Raw genomic sequence first — 21,285 nt, 5'->3', positions numbered from 1 at the left:
TGGGTAGCGTTTCTTACTCATAGTGTGGCGGATAGCAGTGGCGTCATGAGTAGAAAAAATGTTTTTTCATAGAGGAATATCTTAAGTAAGCGGGTAAAAGGAGGAACACCATGGAGAGCCGAATTGAAATTCTTTCCACCGTTCGTATCGAATATACGGATAACTTATATAAAGTGGTTGATACATTAAATAGAACCTTAAAAAAAGATGATTATATGTTTGGTTTAGCCTTAGATCCGGAAGATCAGAATCAAGCAGTATTAACAATATATCGTACATAAAGAGTGATTGTAATGAAAAAATGGATAACAATTTTCGCCCTATTGTTCTTAGTCATTGGGATAACGGCTTCGGTAGTACTTTATCAAGTTTCACGGAACCCGTTGGATAATCAGGCAGAGAAAGCTCTGGATAGAGTGAAAGCTGAAACGGCTATCGTTGAAGTTGAAAACACAAGCTTCTATAACGGATCTAAGTCATATGTTGTTGTGACAGGCAAGGATGATCAAAATGAGAAGCTCGTGGCTTGGGTACCCAATAAAAAAGGGGAAATAATCCAGAAAAAATGGGCAGATGGTATCTCAAAAGAACAGGCAATCAATAAACTAAATGAGGAAAAACAACCGAAGGAATTATTATCGGTACGTTTAGGATATGAATCTGTTGGGCCTGTATGGGAAATCACCTACTTGGATCAACAAGACAATTTAAATTACTTCTACCTGCTGTTTTCTACTGGAGAATGGTGGAGAAAAATTGAAAATTTATGATCAGGGGGAATACTGCAATGAAATTTACGTTAGCTGACAGAGTAAGTGCTTTAACACCATCAACGACTTTAGCGATTACTGCAAAAGCAAAGGAAATGAAGTCACAGGGTATTGATGTTATCGGTTTAGGTGCAGGTGAACCTGACTTTAATACTCCTGAACATATCATCAATGCTGCGTATGAGTCCATGACTGAAGGCCACACAAAGTATACTCCATCCGGTGGTATGGCCAAATTAAAAGAAGCTATCATCCATAAATTTGAAACAGATCAGAAACTTACGTATAAACCATCTGAGATCATCGTGACGAGTGGTGCAAAGCATGCCCTTTATACATTGTTTCAAGTTCTTTTAAACGAAAATGATGAAGTCATCATCCCTACTCCATACTGGGTCAGCTATCCTGAACAAGTGAAGCTTGCCGGAGGAACTCCCGTGATCGTTGAAGGGAAAGAAAAGAATGAGTACAAAGTTACTCCACAGCAGTTAAAAGAGACGATTACTTCCAAAACGAAAGCAGTCATTCTCAACACACCTAGTAACCCTACAGGCATGCTTTACTCCCAAGAAGAGTTACAAGCGATTGGAGAAGTATGCTTAGAGAACGATATTCTGATCGTTTCAGACGAGATTTATGAAAAGCTTGTGTATGACGGGAACTCACACACGTCTATTGCTGAATTATCTCCGGAACTTAAAGAGCAAACCATCGTGATCAATGGGGTGTCAAAATCTCATTCCATGACGGGATGGAGAATTGGATATGCGGCAGGGAACGAGGCAATCATTAAAGCAATGACCAATCTTGCCAGTCATTCTACCTCTAACCCAACGACGACTTCACAATATGGGACAGTTGCTGCCTATTTAGGAGATCAACAACCTGTAGAGGAAATGAGACAGGCATTTGAAGAGCGACTAAACATTGTTTTTGATAAATTGAATAGTATTCCAGGGTTTCATTGTTTGAAGCCTCAAGGTGCTTTCTATCTGTTCCCGAATGTGTCAGAGGCGGCCGAGAAAACAGGCTACAACAATGTGGACGAATTTACCAAAGCTCTGCTGGAAGAGGCAAAGGTAGCGGTTATTCCAGGTTCTGGTTTCGGATCGGACAATAATATCCGACTTTCTTATGCCACAAGTCTTGATGCACTCGAAAAAGCAATTGAGAGAATGCATGAATTTGTTGTCAGTAAGAGTAAATAATATAAGGTTTGCAGACCGCGTTCGTTTCGGTCTGCTTTTTCCTTAAAATCATCTCGTTTTGCTGTATCTATTGCGGCGGGATAATGGTAAATGTATAATAAATAACGATACATAAGCGTCTTAAGTTTTTTTGGAGGGAAAAAATTGTGAAAACTACTATATCTCAAGTAAGTAAGTTTGTAGGAGAAGAAGTAACCATTGGTGCTTGGCTTGCCAACAAACGTTCAAGTGGAAAGATTGCCTTTCTTCAGCTTCGTGACGGAACTGGATTCATTCAAGGTGTTGTCGTAAAAAGTGAAGTGGAAGAAGAAATCTTTCAAAAAGCAAAATCATTAACTCAAGAAACATCTCTATATGTTACAGGAACGGTTTCAGAAGATTCCCGTTCGCCGTTTGGATACGAACTGCAAGTGAAAAGCGTAGAAGTGATTCATGAAGCAGTGGACTATCCAATTACACCGAAGGAGCACGGAACAGAATTTCTGATGGATCATCGTCACCTTTGGCTTCGTTCCCGTAAACAGCATGCCGTGATGAAAGTGCGTAACGAAATCATCCGTGCAACCTATGAGTTCTTTAATCAAGAAGGATTCGTAAAGGTGGATCCCCCAATCCTGACTGGCAGTGCTCCGGAAGGAACGACCGAGTTATTTGCCACTAAATATTTTGAAGAAGATGCCTACCTTTCTCAGAGTGGTCAACTGTACATGGAAGCAGCGGCCATGGCATTAGGGAAAGTATTCTCTTTCGGACCGACTTTCAGAGCGGAGAAATCGAAAACTCGTCGTCATTTAATCGAATTCTGGATGATCGAGCCTGAAATGGCATTCTATGATTTTAAAGATAACCTGGAAGTGCAGGAGCAATATGTTTCTTATATCGTTCAATCGGTCCTGGAAAACTGCAAGCTTGAATTAGACCGATTAGGAAGAGATACATCTAAATTAGAGCAGATCAAAGCGCCTTTCCCGCGAATCACTTATGATGATGCACTTAAGTTATTGCATGAAAAAGGGTTCGATGATATCGAGTGGGGAGACGATTTCGGAGCTCCACATGAAACAGCCATAGCTGAAAGCTACGACAAGCCGGTATTTATCACGCATTACCCGACTTCTCTAAAGCCTTTCTATATGCAGCCTGATCCAGACCGTGATGATGTCGTATTATGTGCCGACCTGATCGCACCAGAAGGGTATGGAGAGATTATCGGTGGCTCAGAGCGTATCCACGATGCGGAACTTATGAAACGTCGCATTGAAGAGCACGAACTTGCTACGGATGCGTACAAGTGGTACTTGGAACTAAGAGAATATGGATCTGTTCCTCATTCAGGATTCGGTCTTGGACTTGAAAGAACGGTGGCTTGGATAAGCGGAGTAGAACACGTAAGGGAAACCATCCCATTCCCACGTCTACTAAACCGTTTATATCCATAATACAAACATCCTACAACGAACCGCCTGGATTGCTTAAAAAGCAATCCGGCCGGTTCTTTTATTTTGGCTCTTTTTTTGTTGAGATTGTGGCTACTTTGTAGATGAAAGTAGGAATTCATTTCTGATATAGTATGCTAACTTTCCGCGGGGATGGTGCTTGTATACCTTCAAGAAAGTGAATTTATTCTAAGTGGTAGTTAGAAAACAGGGACCGTTCCTTTTCTCTCCAGGCACAAGATTCCCCGGGGAGGAAGTCGAGCCTCCTCGGGCTTTTGCCCTGTGGGGTCTCGACCTTTCCTCTATCTCCCGCAGGAGTCAAGTGCCCTCCGCTACAATCCACTCTGTGAATCCATATTTTTACTGCAAAATGACGGAAAGAAAACACAAATTATTGTAGATTTATTGATTCTTTGTTTCCAAAAACAAACGATCTACAAAGTAGCATAAGAAATTGTCTTTTTAGATTGTTTCTACACTTTTAAGCTCTGTCACGAAAATCTCTTAAAGATCCTGCGGAAGTACGGTCGTGCCGAGACCCCGGAAGCGAAGCTGAGGAGGCTCGGCCGAACGTCCGCGGAAAGCGGAGCTGTTCCCCTCACCATCCAGCACAAGCTTGTTGACAGAGCTTCTAGCAGATCGTATGTTACAAAACAATATCCTTGTGAAAACAGCATTTTTTATACAGTTGCCCCTACTGTTCCTTAAAGGCTTGTTGGTCCTGAAAAGTCGGCTCATCTTTTCTTATTTCCATCTTTCTTCTAATTCATAACCATGTCCACATATACTGAAGCATGATATACTAGTGAGTGAGGTGTGCCGAATATGGATTATAAACGTTTAATGGTGTCCTGGATCGAAGAGGGGACACTTAACATTCCGCAATTATTATTATCAAATTACAATACCCTTGGTTTAAATGAGTCAGAGTTTGTTCTGTTATTGCAAATTTACGGTCATCTGGAAAAGGGAAACTATTTCCCGACACCAGAAGAGCTCTCGGAACCTATGAGTATTTCTACTGAATACTGTTCATCTATTTTAAGAAAGTTAATGCAACAACAGTTTCTATCGATCGAAGAGGGATCTTCACCTGATGGAATCCTGTTTGAAAAGTATTCTCTTAATCCTTTATGGGAAAAAATGGCTGAGTTCGTAATACAGGATTCCAAAATGAAGCAGATGGAGAAATCCATGGAAGAAGAAGCGGACATTTACACGACATTCGAACAGGAATTTGGTCGTCCGCTATCTCCGTTAGAATGTGAAACCCTGGCCATGTGGTTGGATCAGGATGATCATAATGCTATTATTATTAAAGCAGCATTGAGAGAAGCTGTCATATCCGGCAAGCTGAATTTTAGATATATCGATCGGATTCTATTCGAATGGAAGAAAAACGGTGTGAAAACCATTGAAGATGCGCGTAACCAAAGCCAGCGCTTCCGTTCTCATCAAAACCCCGCAGCTTCCAATGATTCTGCTGCTTCTCCTAAACGAAAATCAGTACCATTTTATAATTGGCTTGAGCAATAGGGCGAAAAAAAGGGGCTGACTCTCAAATGCTTGAGGGTTGGTCTATTTTTATTTTGGATAATCTTTGTTGATTTTTAGGACAAGTTGGAGGTATTAGGATACATGCTAAATAAAAAACAAATACAAATTTGCTTAGATGAAATGAGAGAGATGTTTCCAGACGCTCACTGTGAGCTGCGTCATGAAAATCCTTTTGAGCTTGTCATTGCGGTGCTTCTGTCGGCTCAATGTACTGACGCCCTCGTGAATAAAGTTACAAAAGGCTTATTTGAAAAATATAAGCAACCTGAAGATTATCTGAATGTTTCTTTGGAAGAACTTCAACAGGATATACGTTCCATCGGGTTATACCGAAACAAAGCGAAAAACATTCGTAAACTATGTGAGATCATCCTGACTGAACATGGGGGGAATGTTCCTGAAAGTCATGAAGAATTAGTGAAGCTGCCGGGTGTAGGAAGGAAAACAGCAAATGTAGTAGTATCGGTTGCATTTGGAGTGCCTGCTCTGGCAGTAGATACCCATGTTGAACGTGTAAGTAAGAGATTAGGGATTTGCCGATGGAAAGATAACGTATTAGAAGTAGAGAAAACGTTAATGAAAAAAATCCCGAAGGAAGAATGGTCCGAAACTCATCACCGGTTGATTTTCTTTGGAAGGTACCATTGTAAAGCCCAATCACCTCAATGTGATGTATGCCCGCTGGTCGATCTATGCAGAGAAGGTCAGAAGAGGCTAAAGAAAAAAGGTAACATATGAAAGAAATGACCTTAAGCATTCCATTACAACTAAAGGATCCTTTTTTCTTTCCTGATTTAAAAGTGAGGGTGGATACTTCTCATATCATACCTTATGAGCCTTTCTTCGCGTATGAAATTCTCTATTTCAATGAGGAGTCTCCAGGTTCGCTTCCCTGGGTGGATCATGAATACTTTATAAATAACATACTTAAGAGCTGGAGAGAGGGGGAGGAGTGTCTTAAAACGTTATTTAATAAACGTTCCAAGGATACATTACCTCTGATGAAAAAGAGTATTGCACAAGCTTATATGCTTTTATACTGGAGTAATTCAATGCCGGTAATATTAAATTCTGACATTACTCCCATTGATAGTCTTTCCATTAAACCGGTCAACGCAGGGGAGAGAATGTCATTTATCAGGATTAATCCAACCCTTTTCCATTCTTTCGTACAGTTATCTCAGCTATTCGTGGAACAACATAAACAATATGCTAAATCTCTGGCTCTAAAGCGGGCTAGAGAAAACTAAAAAGGCAACGAGAACATGTTCTCGTTGCCTTTTTACCTTATTCTTGTTCTCTTCGGGAGTCCGATTGGGTGGCAGGTGCACCATTCGTGGCACCATCTCCAGTTCCAGAGCCACCGCCGGTACCGTCACCAGTTCCATCTCCGGTTCCATCTCCGGTTCCAGTTCCATCACCAGTGCCGTCATCTGTACCTCCGTCACCAGTCCCATCTCCTTCAGGTGGAGGAGTAGTGCCATCATCGTCACCTGTGTCTTCACCATCATTACCTGAATCTTCTTCGTTCCCATTTCCTTGAACATTTCCTTGACCATTTCCATTACCGTTGCTATTTCCATTATTGTTACCATTACCATTGTTATCTTGATTTTCATCGTTGTTTTCATCTGGGTTTTCTTCATCTTCATCATCAGTAGCCTTGACATCAACATTGACCGTTGCAGGATTACTGCGCTGATCTCCTGATATGGCTACAACCTCAAAGGTGAACGTTCCTTGGGATTGAATGTTTTCTACATTTAATCCTTTCTTATCCGTTGTCGTTAATACTTGTTTCGCTTCACCATTTATCGAAACCGCAACTTCAAACTGAACGTCCTTCTCTTTACCATAGTCCCAGGCAAGAGTGATGGTTTGATCCTTCTTATTGAATTTACCTTTCAGATTTGAAGGTGCATCAATCTTGTCGAATTCTTTTGAAACCTTGGAAGGTTCCGTTCCACGGACGAATAATTCAGTAATCACTCTGTCATCTGGAGTGTATTCACTTGGAAGTCTAGGCGGATTGCTTCCTAGTTCAACCTTGGATTCAACCACGCTGTCCGGTTTATTAAAATCAGGTGTGTCAACGCCTTCGTGAACATAGCTCATCAGGTCACTGACGATGTATTGTGAAACCCTTCTATCCGTAGGGGATAGTGATATGGAACGTGTCTTATATCCAGTCCAAACTGCCGCTGTGTAGTTTGTGGTATAGCCTACAAACCATGAATCAGGTGCGCCTGTCTTAGCAATTCCGTATTTTTCGCGTTCTTTTTGAGTATAGTTCGTCGTACCTGATTTTCCGGCCATCGGTAAACCTGGCACCTTGGCATAAAGGCCTGTTCCTCTTGGATGATCAATGACGCTCTGCAGCATATCAGAAATCATATAAGCGGTATATTCTTTCATTGCAGGCTTTGGTTTATTATCATTTTTAATCTCTGTTTCACCATCGCGTAAGACGACTTTTGTAACCGTATGTGGCTTGTTGTAAATACCTTCATTCCCAAATGCGGCATAAGCGCCGGCCATTTGTACGGAGTTTACTCCAGGAGACACACCACCGATTGAAGCAGATTCATAATAATGATCGAACTTTAATCCGAGACCATTCACAAATTCCTCTGCTTTCTCTGGACCGACTTCCTGAAAGGCTTTTAGGGCAGTAATATTTCGGGAATCCCAGAGACCCTCTCGTATCGTGATCGGCCCCTTAAATTGACCATCATAGTTATTGAGTTCTGTTCCATCAGAATATTTATAAGGCTCGTCATTTAAAATATGGTAGGTTGACCATTTTAAATGCTCGATGGCAGGAGCATAGTCTAATAAAGGCTTAATCGTAGATCCGGGCTGACGTTTTGTATCGATTGCAAAGTTAAATCCACGCTGAACGTTTGGATCCTGCTCTCTGCCGCCACCAATCGCTCTGATTTCTCCCGTTTTCGTATCCATAAGGGTTACCCCCGCCTGCAGGGGCTCTTCAGGATTCTCCGGATAACTGAAGCTGGTATTTTCACCTGCTAAAATTTCTTCCAAACGTTTTTGAGCATTTGGATCAACGGTTGTATAAACCTTTAAGCCATCTGAAAATAGGTTATAGTCACCCATTTTTTGTACTTCATCAATAACCGCATCCACAAACGCAGGATATTTGTTTCCGTTTTTCTTTTCGACTTCTTCAGCTGATACCAATCCTTTAGTGATCGGGATGGCCTGTGCTTCCTTTTTTTCTTCTTCATTGATTTTACCGTGCTGTTCCATTAAAGATAGAACGATATTTCGTCGCTTTTCCGCTTTTTCAGGGTATTTAAAAGGATTATAATTGTTTGGACTTTGAGGCAGTCCGGCAATCAGGGCTGCTTCATGAAGCTCGATGTCCTTAATGTCTTTACCGTAATAATAGTCTGCAGCAGTAGCCATTCCGTTTATTCCAGCGGACATATACACTTTATTGAAATACATTTCAAAGATTTCTTCTTTTGTATATTCCTGCTCAAGCTTAAGAGCCAGCCATGCTTCTTGAGCTTTTCTTTTTAATGTTTTCTCAGGGCTTAAAAAAGAACCCTTGATCACTTGCTGGGTAATCGTCGAAGCTCCTTCTGAACCGAAACCGCCTGTCACATTGGCTATGACGGCGCCCCCTAATCGAATCAAGTCAATTCCGTTATGCTTATAGAATCGATTGTCTTCTGTGGCAAGGACCGCGTCCTGCATGATCTTTGGGATATTATCGAAGTTTGCGTATTCCCGTTTTTCTTTCCCGACGGTCGTGATCAAATCCCCGTTCATATCATAAATTTCTGATGCAATCGGATCCTTGAGTAATTTTTCATCAAGCTTAGGGGCACTGGACGCATAATAAGCAAATAATCCAGCACCTGCAAGCATCCCGATAATACCGATGATAAATAATGATATAATGACGCGCTTAACCATAGAGCCCTTTTTCTTGCTCTTTGTGGATTTTGACTTTTGTTGGGCCAGACGCTTTTCTTCCCTTGACTTATATTGACCAGCCATATTGTTTCCTCACTTTCAATCTTCAGTGTTTTTAGTATTGTCTAAGATTTAAAATATACTACTGATATTGAGATAAATTATAGATTAACTCATTTTTCGTAAACTAAAAATATAACTGATGGACTATTTTTAAATAATCGACCCTGGGATGTAGCCCTAAAGGAATGATGACTCCTTTTTCCTCAAGCTCTTCCCGTTTGATTGATTTTCTTCCTCCATTTATCATGCGGTCCCAATAAACCCTTAGAGCTTGGTAGGGAAGTAAGAACACTTCTTCGGAAGCAGAAAACCTTACTAGTACAAAGGTAATGCCGTCTTGATTATGGACGTTTTCCATATGCCGGATTTGATGCTCGTGAAAATTTTGAAGTGGAAAGGATGTTTTATTCTTTGTTTCTTTCGCTTCAAAGTCGATATATCTTCCGTTGTACACACCATTATAATCCGTCGTGGAGGGCTGCTTAAAGTAGGCTTCCTTAATAACGGCCGCACTTCTCGATGGATAATGGACATCCACAATTTGAACGGGAGTCGGTTTTTTGTGAATGACTGCTTTATGAAACGTTAAATAATATTGGTTCGTATCATTAATGTCATCTTCAAGGGTCATACCTCTGTTGCTATATGATAGTTGTTTCGGTTTTGCCTTCGCTTTTTTTGAGGGTAATGACGCTTCCACATGTTTCTTACCATTAGGATAATGGAATTTCATGGTAATTCACCTCGCAGACTAATCTATATCATAACAGAAACCACTCCAATTTGTGTGAATAATTGTTTACAAATCTCCTCAATCTATGGCTATAGGAGAGAGGGGGATAATAAGAATGGATGAAATGAGCAATACTTATCGCTTTTTACCCTATATACCTGAACCTAAACGTACAAATGAGTGGATTTATGAAATCAAGCAACTAGTGAATCTGCATAATCAAGATAATATATCAAGAACGATGGCTTATCAAAAATTCTTCCTTCTTCATCCTGAAATAAAATGGTCTTTCCTGGCTTCGATGGTATCAAGGAATGCCGGCTGGAATATGACCGATCTGAAAGGTGATATCTTCACGCGCCTTTTACATCCGGCTACCCGCGATGATCTATTCATGACGTATGAAAGAGCTAACTGGAGCATTTTTCAGGATGCCTTTCCTCAACTCCTTCTCTATCATTATTCGACGAGGTACAAGAAGAAAATGTTTCATTTGTTTAAAGAATTTCATATTTCAAGCTTCATGGAAGAGGAGTGGAATCGTTATTGGGTGGAGAGAGATGACCATAGATTGGTTCATTCCCTAATAATAAATGAGCAGCACCTCATTCAAGGACCGGTCATTGAACATGAGGTATTTAAGAAGAGGGTGTTTGGTTCAACTCTATTCTTTATTGAAGATCATCTCCATTTCAGCTCCGTTCTATTTCCGACATTAGAGGGGGAACTTTTAGGAGCGAGTGTCCATGGCTTCAGAAAAATAGAAAACAGAATTCTTTTAGGAAATAAATTATTTACGATTTTATTTCATCCTGATCATCACTCCTCCTTTTTGAACTTTGCTTTACAAGTAGAGCATACAGGATCCAGAAGAGACTACGAACAGTATTGTAAGGGAGTCCCAGAAACGAATACGCCAATGCTCCATCAAGCTTATGACGATGTTCCACATCACTGGAAGACTCATACGGACTGGTCGATTAAGAAGAAGATGAATAAGGATTGGTACAAAGAGCAGGGACTCCCTCATGGAATCGAATTAACAAAATGGTTTTTTCATAAGCAAAGGCAGCTTGAGAAGGTGGCAAATGTAAAAGATGGGTTAAAAAAGATCTGGAAGAGGGATAGAAAGAAGAAGAGACCAACACCCTAAAGTAGTGCTGGTCTCTTCTTGTCATGCTTGTCGGGTCTGAACGAGCCGCCTCCGCTTTTTTAGGTAGAAGGACGGTTTTCGCCTTGTAGTTTAGGGTTGCCTTTTGAGGCTTTGGTTTGGGCTGAATTTGTAGTTTGCTGTTTGTTTTGTTTGTTTTTTTGATTTTTCATTGGGTAACACCTCCACCTATATTATTTTCTAGTTAACGCCTTATTTATTCAGTAAGTGTCGAAACATAATTAACCTCATGTCCATTTAACACTTTCTTTGGCGAAACGCTTCTAGTTTTGTCAGGGGGGAAGGGAACGGTTCATAAAGAGAGAATTACAGTATTAATCCAAAAAAAAGGTGGGAGGATTCACAATGCTTCCAAAACAAGATATTATGTTGAAACTAGCTGAAATTGAAGAAAGTTTGAATCAATTAGAACAAAGTCTGCATGATCGAATCTCAGTCGAAGAACAAGAAGGAATGAATTCGTTGACGAACCAGATACAGAAAATCGACAGTAAATTGAACTCGGTGGAGAGAAATGCGGAGTCTAAAACCGTTCTTATGAAAAATAGAGAAAAGTCCTTTGTCTTACAAAAACTTGAATTATCCTATAAGACGTCTTAAACTGAATTAATAAGAAAGTAGCGTTGTGCTACTTTTTATTTTTGTCTACATTTTTACGGAGGGCTATTTTTGAAAGAGTTGAAGCAAGTTACGGGGGAACTGCTCATCCTTGTTGAGCAGATGATGAAAGAATATAAAGGCAGACGTGAGTCAAGTGAAAAAGGAGACTTTTACACAGAAGTGAAACCTTTTGCCGATAAAGTAAAAGCGGCGAATGATGCGTGGAAAGAATTGTCCTTGATTTGGATCAAGGAACAAAGGCCAAAACACCTTCATTTCCCTCAAATTTTAAACACGTTCGACAATATTGAGATGCTATCGGTTCACTGTTTCTTTCCAGAGTCCAGTTACAACCGGTTTATCAGTCATTATCAATCTGTCTCATATGTACTGCAGACCCAGTTGGATGAATTGAATGAAAAATAAGAGGCTGCCGACCGGCAGCCTCTTTACATTATGGAGTTGAAATTGCTTTTTCTTCTACTGTATTGATTTGCTTCGCTAGCTCTTTATAATGATGCAGTGAAATCTCATTAGAAATATAAAGTTTTTTGGCCATTGTAAGAAGTTCTTGTTGATCCGTTGCTTGATAATGTTTACTACTTTCGTATCTCTTCAGCAGTTCACTCAGGTTCACCTTAATTCCTCCCAATACTTATATTTCATTGCGTTGCATCTACATTTATCCTATCATAGAAAACCCTTTCTTTAAGTTGTAAGAATAGTGTAACTTCCGACATTCTTCTTGGGTTTGTCGAAATATCTTTATGGGTTCTTTCACCATTTATCCAGTTAAAACATAAAGTATAGTAACCATTATAAAGTAAGGGGGCTAAGTATGAATTCTTTACTTCATTCGAGACAGATGCGTAACTATCATCCAAGTTATCTTTCGCAATCAACGTATATGGGCACAGTGATGAACTATCAAGGACAGGGTATGCGACCTCCAGAATATGGAGCTTTCCAACCTAATTATTATCCTCAACCAGAAGCCCAATATCCTGCACCGGGGTTTCAAATGAACCAATATCAACAGATGAACCAGCAGCAAATGAATCCATATTTTGAAAATCCTTTACAGCAGAAAGAATACAATCCGTACCAAATGAAAGCAATGGAACAACAGGCTTATGCTAATCCATATCCGAAAGCCTCGTTCATGGCTAAACCTCAGTCTGGAGGAGTAAGTTCGATCATGAATTCATTCAAGTCACAGGATGGATCTTTGGATTTTAATAAAATGATGAATACGACAGGACAAATGATGGGGGCAATTAATCAAGTCTCCTCTTTGGTAAAAGGCTTGGGTGGAATATTTAAACTATAGAATGACAAAAGGGGCTGCCGACTCGGCAGCTCCTTTTTCAAATGGTAATAGGAAACTTATTCTATAGGGATTCGTTTACCGGATTCTTTGTCTACCTTGACAGTCAGCAATCCATCTTTATGAGAAGCTTTCACATTCTTTTCATTAACCACCCTTGGAAATGGAATGGTCCTGCTGCTTTTTTTCATGGATTGCTTTCTTCTGATCATTTGATTTTGATCATTTTCCTCGGAGAACTCTTCTTTATTGGTCACAGAAATCGTAATGTACTGAGGGAACACATCAAGATGAATCTGCTCTTTTTTAATACCAGGTAGTTGTGCAGTCACGATATAATAATTGTCTGTTTCAGTTAACTCGACCGGGAAAGAACCAAATGGGTTAGAAGAAGATGTGAAAAATTCATCAATGCTTTGAAGCATTCCTTTCATAGGTTTTTCATGAAAAAACTCGTTCATGGAATGCATCAGGTCACCAAAACCTTTTCTCTCGTTCGACATGGGTATTCTCCTCTCACGCAAAAGTATTCATACTAGTGTATGAACGCTTGCTGAAAATGTGCATTTGTCCTATACCTCCATATAAACCGGTTCATGAACAAGGGCAAAGAATCAAAGTCTCCCCCATATAAGTTCCTTTACATTCTAATTAGATAATTGCGGAAAAGATAACCTGGTTTTTTTTCTTTAGTTTCGAACATAGATTCGGTAAAATGAATAGAAGAGGTGATACCTGTGTTTAAGAAAAACAATCTTCAGCAGTTGATAGAACATTTTAAAAAAGACGATGATTTCAATAAACAGATTGTTCACTGGCATACCATAGATGAAAAACCTGCTCAATTGGTAGATATGCCACTGGAGATAAATGAAAAAATAAAAAATGCACTGCAAAAACGAGGCATCGAAAAGCTTTATACCCATCAACATTCCGCTTTTCAGCTGGCAATGCAAGGAAAGAGCTTTACCGCGGTAACTCCAACAGCCTCGGGAAAGACTCTTTGTTATAATCTTCCCGTATTACAATCGATCATGGACAACCCGGGTGCACGGGCGTTATATATTTTTCCAACTAAAGCTCTCGCACAAGATCAGAAAAGCGAGTTGAACGAAATCATCTCAGAAGCAGAAGCTTCTATTAATAGCTATACATATGATGGAGATACCTCCGCCAATATCCGGCAAAAAGTAAGGAAAGCTGGGCATATCGTCATAACGAATCCAGATATGCTCCACTCAGCCATCCTTCCTCATCATACAAAGTGGGTGTCTCTATTTGAGAATCTTAAATACGTAATAATCGATGAACTTCATATATATAGGGGAGTCTTTGGTTCCCATGTAAGCAATGTGGTCAGGAGATTGAAACGGATTTGCGAGTTTTATGGAGCTTCTCCCATTTTCATCTGTACATCGGCAACGATTGCAAACCCGAAAGAGCTGGCAGAGCATTTAACAGGTAATGAAATGAATTTGATAGATAATAACGGTGCACCAAGTGCCAAAAAGCATTTCGTATTCTACAATCCCCCTGTTGTAAACAAACCGTTGAATATACGCAGGAGTGCGACCCTCGAGGTCAGGAGGATTGCTGGTGAGTTATTGAAGAATAAGGTGCAAACGATCATATTCGCCAGAAGCAGGGTAAGGGTGGAAATTATCCTTACCTACTTACAAGAATTGGTGAAAAGTCAATTAGGAACGAAATCAATCAGAGGGTACAGGGGAGGATATCTGCCAACTCAACGCCGGGAGATTGAAAAAGGCTTGCGATCTGGTGAAATCTACGGAGTTGTCAGCACGAATGCCCTTGAATTAGGGGTAGATATCGGTCAATTACAAGTGTGCATCATGACCGGCTATCCCGGGACGATCGCAAGTGCTTGGCAGCAAGCCGGAAGAGCCGGCAGAAGACATGGGGAATCTCTGGTCATCATGGTGGCAAGCTCTAGCCCATTAGATCAGTTCATTATTGAGCATCCGGATTACTTCTTTGAGCAAACGCCTGAAACGGCGAGAATCAACCCTGATAATTTGATTATTCTCATTGATCATATCAAGTGCGCTGCTTATGAGCTTCCCTTTAAGGAAGGGGAACAATTTGGCAGGCACGACATTGATGATATTTTAGAATTTTTAGTAGAAGAGCGGGTGGTTCATAAGAACGGTGAAAAATGGTATTGGATGAATGATGTGTTTCCTGCACATAACATCAGCCTTCGCTCAGCTTCCCAGGAAAATGTCATCATTATTGACCAAACCGACATCTCAGCCGTGAAAGTTATAGGGGAGATGGATCGTTTCTCAGCTATGACCTTATTGCATGATGAAGCGATTTATTTACACCAGGGAGTACAATTTCAAGTAGAGGAACTGGATTGGGAAGAAAAGAAAGCGTATGTACGGGAAGTGGACGTGGATTATTTCACTGATGCCAATCTGGCTGTACAATTAAGAGTACTCGAAACAGACAAGATTCGCACCGGGGAAAGGTATGACGTAGCTTATGGGGACGTAACTGTTCAAGCAATGGCAACGATTTTTAAGAAAATTAAATTTGATACCCACGAAAATATTGGATCAGGACCCATCCATCTTCCTGAAGAAGAACTTCATACGAGCTCAAGCTGGATTTCTTTAAAAGACGCTGCTTCATTTAGTCAGGAGCGTTTGGAAGAAGGTCTCATTGGGGCGGCACAGAGCTTGAAATCGATTATTCCTTTATTTGTGATGTGTGACCCCAGTGATATTTTCGTCGTGCCCCAAATAAAAGCTGCACATAATGAACAGCCTACCGTCTTTATCTACGATCGGTACCCTGGGGGAATCGGGTTAAGTGAAAAGGTGTATGAACAGATGGAGAAAATACTCCTTGAGACATCTGCTATGATTGAGAGATGTCCGTGTAAAGCTGGTTGTCCATCATGTATTGGAACGGATCATTCACTGGACACAGCCAAAGTGGATACATTAAATCTTCTTCATCTTTTCCTTCAATAATAGAAGGAGGGAATCAAAATGTCACTTAAAAATAAATTATCCAGAATGAAGAAACATCTTATTAGAGAAGAGGACGCTGAAGAGAAGAAAAGTCAGCCTCCCATTATAGAGCAGGAAGCGGCAGACTTGCCATTTCTTGATTTATGGAAACAAAATGGTGCCACTATGTACGATATTGACGGTGATTTTTGTCTGGTGAGAGAGAAGCGATATCCAATCGATCATCAGCATGGGGACTACACGTTTAAAGATTTTATTAGGGCGGTGGATGCTTGGCAAGACTTTGCAGGTGTTCATCCCTTGTCTTCTAAAGGGCTTACTCATGAACAAATGTTTTTCTTTGATACGGAAACGACCGGTTTAGGTGGGGGGGTCGGAAATACAATCTTTTTATTAGGGCATGGGAGGGTGACAGAAACAGAGGTGATAGTGACCCAGCATTTTTTGCCACAACCGGGAAGTGAAATACCTCTCTATCACAGCTTTTTAAGCCATGTGGATTATAACACACTCGTGACATATAACGGAAAAGCGTTTGATTGGCCTCAGGTAAAGACAAGGCATACACTCATTAAAGATCATGTTCCCAAATTGCCCGCATTTGGACATTTTGACCTTTATCACGGATCCAGAAGACTCTTCAAGCACAAGTTAGAGTCGGTAAAATTAGTAAACGTAGAGCGAAAGATACTTGGATTTAATAGAGTAGACGATGTTCCGGGATATTTAGCCCCTATGATTTATTTTGACTATATCGAGCGTAAGGATCCGGAGGGTATATTCAAGGTTATTACCCATAATGAGCTGGATATATTGTCATTGATCACTCTCTATACGCATTTAACGTTTCAACTGTTGAATGTCCATAAGAAATCCTCTGACCAAGAGCGGTTCGAGGTCGGGAGATGGCTTGAATACACGGGTAACAGAGAGATTGCAAAAGAACGTTATCAAGAGATAATCAGGGAGGATGACAGGACAAACTATGAGGCGATGCACCTCCTCGCTCTTCAATACAAGAAAGACAAAGAAGAGTGGAAGGCGATAGAGTTATGGGAACGAGTGTGGAAAGCAGCCCCTATGTCCATTAGAAAAGTCGTATTGTTGGAACTGGCTAAATTGTATGAGCACAAAACGAAGAATTTCCAGTTAGCATTAGAAAGATGTGAGCAACTTGAATCACTGCTGATTGAAACAAAGGAAGCAAACAGTCAGAAGCACGAGGTCTTTACAGGGAAACTTCATCATCGAAAGAACCGGTTAACAAGAAAATTGAATAAGAATACAGACCATCCATCCTAGATATACAAATTTTTATAAATTATACTAAAAAAGTGGTTCAAACTCCTTATTTTTATATTGAGAATTTTCAAAAGTAGATGTAAAATAGTTAATTGTGTTGAAAATATTTAATATTTAGATGGGATGATGAAAATGAACCGAGCGATCTTAATTTTGTTCTTTGTCGTCATTGGTTTAACGGCTTTTGTTTTTACCAATTATCCGGAAAGTTTATATAGCTTTATGTAAGCCTGCAAAATGTTTTCCTAAAAATAGGTATTTGCATTAGTACATGTACCCTCTTCGTTTCATAGGCTATTAGTGTAACAACTAAGAGATGAAAGGAGAGCGTTTCTATGTATAAAAGACCAAGACCCAATCAAGTACTTCCTGCAGTCATGCACCCGACAAAATGTTGTGTGAATCAGTCATGCAACACCTATGAGGTGCCACACATTCACCCTACTCACACGACAAATGTAAATAATGTTATGTATCAACATAAACATTATTTCCCACAAACACAATCACAAGTAGACAGTGTTTCACACCAACATTTCAACTGTGGCGGTGGACCAGGTGGACCAGGTGGACCAGGTGGACCTCAAGGACCAGGAGGACCGGGATTCGGCCCGGGATTCGGACCGCGTCCAAGACCACCATTCGGACCGTATGGTATGGGACGATAATATTCTGAGTGAAGACTTCAGAGAGATGCCTCTAAGAGGTTAGTTTTATTTGCAGAGTGATACACTGTGTCGCTCTGCTAAAGTGACTAATGCCTATTAGGGTCATCTCTTCTTTATGATGGTAAATATTATCTGATATATTGGGATATTGACCTCGTAATTCGTAAAATATGTTACAATAGAGTGTAAAGGATTGGGGCACACTAAGCTTTAAAGAGAACTTGTCTGTCCTGAAAGTTTAATGAAGGAGTTTTGCATTTGAGTAATGTTGCGTGCATAACCGGATATAAATCCTTTGAACTGGGAGTTTTTAAGCAAGATGACAAAGCAATTCACTACATAAAGCAGGCTCTAAAGAAAGAATTAGTATCCCTTTTGGATGAAGAATTAGAATGGGTACTCATTAGTGGGCAAATTGGGGTTGAGCTTTGGGGGGCAGAAGTGGTGTTTGAGCTTCAGGAAGATTACCCTGATCTTAAACTGGCTATATTGACTCCTTTTCTCTCTCAGGAAGAAAATTGGAACGACCCCAATAAAGAGTACTATGAACTCATTCTTTCTCAAGCTGATTTTGTCGAGTCAATCTCAAAAGAACCTTACAAGAGTCCACAGCAATTCCGAAACAAAAATCAGTTATTCTTGCAAAAAAGCCAAGCATTAGTGATACTGTACGATGAAGAAAAAGAAGGCTCACCCAGGTACTTCTATCAAGAAGCGAAGAAGAAGAAAGAAACTGATCCTTCCTTTGAAATAAGGGCGATCACCTTCCATGATCTGCAATGGGTCGTAGAAGAAGAGCAGTGGAAGAATGAGTAGAGGATGTTTATTACTCATTAACACTTCGGGAATTGTATAGCCCCGAAAACAATTATAATTGACAAACTGATGGTTATTTGAAAAAATGATAGTCATAAATATAGAGGTGAATATAATGATCTCAGATAAAGTGAAATTAACCGCCAAGGATATCCTGGAAAAAGAATTCAAAAGTGGCATGCGGGGATATAAACCAGAAGACGTAGATAAATTTTTAGATCTGATTATAAAAGATTATGAAACCTTCCATCAAGAAATAGAAGATCTGCAGCAAGAAAACCTGCGATTGAAGAAACAAGTTGAGGGAGCAAGTAAACAACGCTCCGCTGCTCCGGCTCAACAGACAGGCACAACGAATTTCGATATTCTTAAGCGCTTGTCTAATTTAGAGAAACATGTATTTGGAAACAAATTGTATGACTGATATTTCCAGTTGAATACTTGGAAGAACTACAGTATAATTAGTTATTGCTGATCCTTAATGGTGTTCGGGTAATCGCTGCAACGTTAAGTTGTAGAGGAAAGTCCATGCTCGCACGGTGCTGAGATGCACGTAGTGATCGTGCCTAGCCAATTCATAAGCTAGGGCAGCTCAAGTTTTGAGTTGACGGCAGGGAAAACACCTAAGTCCTTTGGATATGGTGTGACTACCTTGAAAGTGCCACAGTGACGAAGTCCTGTTAGAAATGGCAGGAGTGGAACGAGGTAAACCCCACGAGCGAGAAACCCAAATTAGGTAGGGGAATCCTCTCAGAGGAAACGAACGAAGAGAGGGACAAAGGAGCTTCCTTTGTAGATAGATGATTACCACCCGAGTACGAGACGAAGAGTCGTTTGTAGTACAACGGAACAAAACATGGCTTACAGAACATTATTACGGGATAAGAGCAATAAGGATTAAATAATGCAAGTGACTGATACATGCAGGTAATACACTGCTCTTTTGTATCAGTCCTTTTTATATTTAAGGAAACAAGACTATACTATTGATATAAAGATACTTAATGACGGGGTGACAATTATGAGTACATATACATTAATTGCAACGGCAGCGATGGGCTTAGAATCAATTGTTGCAAAAGAAGTGAAAGAATTGGGATACGAATGTCGGGTGGATAACGGAAAAGTCATCTTCAAAGGGGATGAAACGGCTATTGCCCGAGCCAATATGTGGCTGAGAACCGCTGACAGGATTAAGATACTCGTTGGAGACTTTAAAGCGTACTCCTTTGATGAACTTTTTGAAAATACAAAGAAGCTGCCTTGGGAAAACTTCCTTCCAGTAGACGCAGAATTTCCCGTTCAGGGGAAATCCGTCAAATCAAAGCTATACAGTGTACCTGATTGCCAGGCGATTGTAAAAAAAGCAATCGTTGAACGTTTACGTACAGCATACAAACGTACATCGTGGCTTGACGAAACGGGTCCTTTGTTTAAAATCGAGGTGGCGATCCATAAAGATGTAGCAAGCATCACCCTGGATACCAGTGGACAAGGTCTTCATAAGAGGGGATATCGAATCGGACAAGGTGAGGCCCCTTTAAAGGAAACCCTGGCAGCGGCCCTGATCCAATTAACGACATGGAACCCTGACCGACCTTTTGTAGATCCATTTTGCGGGTCTGGAACCATTCCGATTGAAGCGGCCTTAATCGGGCAAAATATTGCTCCAGGATTCAATCGTGAGTTTTTGTCAGAGAACTGGCCACTCATGCCTACTGAGGTCTGGGAGAAAACACGTATGGAAGCAGAGGATTTGGCTAACTACGACCAGCCTCTTGAAATACTGGGTACGGACATCGATCACCGAATGATTGAAGTTTCCAAAGAGAATGCAATGGAAGCGGGACTTGGAGACTTGGTGAAATTTAAACAAATGCAAGTAAGAGACTTCACTTCGGAATTGGAATACGGCATCATCGTCGGAAATCCTCCTTATGGTGAACGTTTAGGAGAAAGAAAAGATGTGGAGAGAATGTACCAGGAAATGGGGAAAGCTTTCGAGAAGCTGGATACTTGGTCTGTTTACATGATGACTTCCCATGAAAACTTTGAACAAGTCTACGGTAAACAAGCTACGAAAAAACGTAAATTGTTTAACGGATTTATTCGAACAGATTTCTATCAATACTTTGGCCCGCGTCCGCCGAGAAAAGGGTAATCATTTCAAGTTCACAATAAAAAGAATAGAAGTTCAGAATATCCCTTTCACTTCCTGCGTATAATAGTTCTATCATTTTTAGAGGAGTGAAAGAGGATGGACCATTCTTTCATCGATTACCACAAAATCTATCAGGCATTGCAAAGCTCTATTTCTTCCGTTTCAGGAGAAGAAGGAGGAGCCATCCAAGCAGGCTTGGAAGAAGCAACGAAAAACCTTGATCAGGCTTTTCAATATGAATGGTTAAGGAAAAAGAGAATATACGACTGAGTGTATTCTAAAAGGAGACTAGGGACATCCATACAAGTGGTAGATCTACCCCTGTATGGAGCGTCTCTTTTCTTATGTTAAGGCTCTTTTCGTATAGCTTGTTGCTTTTGTAGAAGAGAAAGTAATAGGTTGATTTCCGCTCCAGGATGCTCGCTTTCCGCGGGCTGGCGGTGAGCCTCCTCGGCAAGCCTCCGGGGTCTCACCTGTCCAGCTATTCCCGCAGGAGTCGAGCATCCTTCCGCTCCAATCAACTTTC

At 40.5% G+C, this 21,285-nt stretch carries 22 protein-coding genes and 1 other RNA gene; 19 read left to right on the top strand and 4 right to left on the bottom strand.

The genetic code is table 11. From position 1 onward, the window contains the following. The first annotated feature begins 110 nt into the window (after window positions 1-110). The 7 genes from DET59_RS16315 to DET59_RS16285 all read left to right on the top strand — a co-directional run bounded on the left by DET59_RS16315 (window position 111) and on the right by DET59_RS16285 (window position 6,221). Complete coding sequence (locus DET59_RS16315; protein ID WP_082051082.1) at window positions 111-281, top strand: YpmA family protein; 171 nt, start codon at window positions 111-113, stop codon at window positions 279-281. Window positions 282-293: 12 nt separating this feature from the next. Further along, the gene (locus tag DET59_RS16310) at window positions 294-770 is read left to right on the top strand and encodes a cell wall elongation regulator TseB-like domain-containing protein (protein WP_113970682.1); all 477 of its coding nucleotides are present in this window, start codon (window positions 294-296) and stop codon (window positions 768-770) included. A gap of 17 nt (window positions 771-787) precedes the next feature. After that, entirely contained in the window at window positions 788-1,978 is a 1,191-nt protein-coding gene (locus tag DET59_RS16305) for a pyridoxal phosphate-dependent aminotransferase (RefSeq protein WP_113970681.1), read from the top strand. Window positions 1,979-2,124: 146 nt separating this feature from the next. Continuing rightward, window positions 2,125-3,417: an asparagine--tRNA ligase gene (gene asnS, locus DET59_RS16300; protein WP_142675601.1), complete on the top strand. Its 1,293-nt coding sequence runs from the start codon at window positions 2,125-2,127 to the stop codon at window positions 3,415-3,417. Between the two features lie 822 nt (window positions 3,418-4,239). Continuing rightward, window positions 4,240-4,950: a DnaD domain-containing protein gene (locus DET59_RS16295; protein ID WP_113970679.1), complete on the top strand. Its 711-nt coding sequence runs from the start codon at window positions 4,240-4,242 to the stop codon at window positions 4,948-4,950. A gap of 102 nt (window positions 4,951-5,052) precedes the next feature. Then, window positions 5,053-5,709, top strand: a complete 657-nt coding sequence (nth, locus tag DET59_RS16290) for an endonuclease III (RefSeq protein WP_113970678.1) — start codon at window positions 5,053-5,055, stop codon at window positions 5,707-5,709. After that, window positions 5,706-6,221: a YpoC family protein gene (locus tag DET59_RS16285; protein ID WP_113970677.1), complete on the top strand. Its 516-nt coding sequence runs from the start codon at window positions 5,706-5,708 to the stop codon at window positions 6,219-6,221. The genes nth and DET59_RS16285 overlap by 4 nt, the downstream gene beginning before the upstream one ends. A gap of 37 nt (window positions 6,222-6,258) precedes the next feature. On the opposite strand, the gene DET59_RS16280 is transcribed toward DET59_RS16285, so the two are convergent. Both DET59_RS16280 and recU read right to left on the bottom strand, forming a co-directional pair. Continuing rightward, window positions 6,259-9,000, bottom strand: coding sequence for a transglycosylase domain-containing protein (locus DET59_RS16280; RefSeq protein WP_113970676.1), 2,742 nt, complete (start codon window positions 8,998-9,000; stop codon window positions 6,259-6,261). A gap of 103 nt (window positions 9,001-9,103) precedes the next feature. Further along, on the bottom strand, window positions 9,104-9,712 hold the full coding sequence (gene recU, locus DET59_RS16275) for a Holliday junction resolvase RecU (RefSeq protein ID WP_113970675.1): 609 nt from the start codon (window positions 9,710-9,712) through the stop codon (window positions 9,104-9,106). A gap of 115 nt (window positions 9,713-9,827) precedes the next feature. Between recU and DET59_RS16270 the strand changes: the two genes are divergently transcribed. The 3 genes from DET59_RS16270 (at window position 9,828) to DET59_RS16260 (ending at window position 11,909) form a co-directional block, all read left to right on the top strand. Beyond that, a complete protein-coding gene (locus DET59_RS16270) occupies window positions 9,828-10,865 on the top strand; it encodes a DUF2515 family protein (RefSeq protein ID WP_258549706.1) in 1,038 nt (345 codons plus the stop codon). Window positions 10,866-11,228: 363 nt separating this feature from the next. Next, the gene (locus DET59_RS16265) at window positions 11,229-11,483 is read left to right on the top strand and encodes a hypothetical protein (protein ID WP_113970674.1); all 255 of its coding nucleotides are present in this window, start codon (window positions 11,229-11,231) and stop codon (window positions 11,481-11,483) included. 69 nt (window positions 11,484-11,552) lie between these two features. Then, window positions 11,553-11,909, top strand: coding sequence for a YppE family protein (locus DET59_RS16260; protein ID WP_113970673.1), 357 nt, complete (start codon window positions 11,553-11,555; stop codon window positions 11,907-11,909). Window positions 11,910-11,937: 28 nt separating this feature from the next. Here the strand turns inward: DET59_RS16260 and yppF are convergent, their stop codons facing one another. Continuing rightward, the gene (gene yppF / locus DET59_RS16255; RefSeq protein WP_181778204.1) at window positions 11,938-12,120 is read right to left on the bottom strand and encodes a YppF family protein; all 183 of its coding nucleotides are present in this window, start codon (window positions 12,118-12,120) and stop codon (window positions 11,938-11,940) included. A gap of 201 nt (window positions 12,121-12,321) precedes the next feature. Here yppF and DET59_RS16250 point away from each other — a divergent pair, with 201 nt between their 5' ends. Continuing rightward, window positions 12,322-12,813: a YppG family protein gene (locus DET59_RS16250; RefSeq protein WP_258549705.1), complete on the top strand. Its 492-nt coding sequence runs from the start codon at window positions 12,322-12,324 to the stop codon at window positions 12,811-12,813. Window positions 12,814-12,869: 56 nt separating this feature from the next. Here the strand turns inward: DET59_RS16250 and DET59_RS16245 are convergent, their stop codons facing one another. Continuing rightward, the gene (locus DET59_RS16245) at window positions 12,870-13,313 is read right to left on the bottom strand and encodes an Hsp20/alpha crystallin family protein (protein WP_113970671.1); all 444 of its coding nucleotides are present in this window, start codon (window positions 13,311-13,313) and stop codon (window positions 12,870-12,872) included. A gap of 261 nt (window positions 13,314-13,574) precedes the next feature. Between DET59_RS16245 and DET59_RS16240 the strand changes: the two genes are divergently transcribed. From DET59_RS16240 to DET59_RS21755, 8 genes are all read left to right on the top strand, one after another. Next, window positions 13,575-15,812 carry a DEAD/DEAH box helicase gene (locus DET59_RS16240; RefSeq protein ID WP_397540959.1) on the top strand — a complete coding sequence of 746 codons (2,238 nt, stop codon included), beginning with the start codon at window positions 13,575-13,577 and terminating at the stop codon, window positions 15,810-15,812. A gap of 18 nt (window positions 15,813-15,830) precedes the next feature. After that, window positions 15,831-17,114, top strand: coding sequence for a ribonuclease H-like domain-containing protein (locus DET59_RS16235; RefSeq protein WP_113970669.1), 1,284 nt, complete (start codon window positions 15,831-15,833; stop codon window positions 17,112-17,114). Window positions 17,115-17,449: 335 nt separating this feature from the next. Then, window positions 17,450-17,782 carry a CotD family spore coat protein gene (locus DET59_RS16230; protein WP_113970668.1) on the top strand — a complete coding sequence of 111 codons (333 nt, stop codon included), beginning with the start codon at window positions 17,450-17,452 and terminating at the stop codon, window positions 17,780-17,782. A gap of 258 nt (window positions 17,783-18,040) precedes the next feature. After that, a complete protein-coding gene (locus DET59_RS16225; protein WP_113970667.1) occupies window positions 18,041-18,598 on the top strand; it encodes an SLOG family protein in 558 nt (185 codons plus the stop codon). 115 nt (window positions 18,599-18,713) lie between these two features. Beyond that, entirely contained in the window at window positions 18,714-19,022 is a 309-nt protein-coding gene (gene gpsB / locus DET59_RS16220; RefSeq protein ID WP_113970666.1) for a cell division regulator GpsB, read from the top strand. A gap of 60 nt (window positions 19,023-19,082) precedes the next feature. Next, window positions 19,083-19,467: RNase P RNA component class B (rnpB, locus tag DET59_RS16215), an RNA gene on the top strand. A 152-nt stretch (window positions 19,468-19,619) separates the two neighbouring features. Continuing rightward, window positions 19,620-20,759, top strand: coding sequence for a THUMP domain-containing class I SAM-dependent RNA methyltransferase (locus tag DET59_RS16210; protein WP_113970665.1), 1,140 nt, complete (start codon window positions 19,620-19,622; stop codon window positions 20,757-20,759). 96 nt (window positions 20,760-20,855) lie between these two features. Next, window positions 20,856-21,029 carry a hypothetical protein gene (locus DET59_RS21755; RefSeq protein WP_181778203.1) on the top strand — a complete coding sequence of 58 codons (174 nt, stop codon included), beginning with the start codon at window positions 20,856-20,858 and terminating at the stop codon, window positions 21,027-21,029. Window positions 21,030-21,285 lie beyond the last annotated feature (256 nt).

Source organism: Rossellomorea aquimaris, from assembly GCF_003315075.1.
Classification (GTDB): Bacteria; Bacillota; Bacilli; order Bacillales; family Bacillaceae_B; genus Rossellomorea; species Rossellomorea aquimaris_C.
Note: the sequence above shows the minus strand (reverse complement) of the source record. Positions and strands in the feature narration are given on the sequence as shown.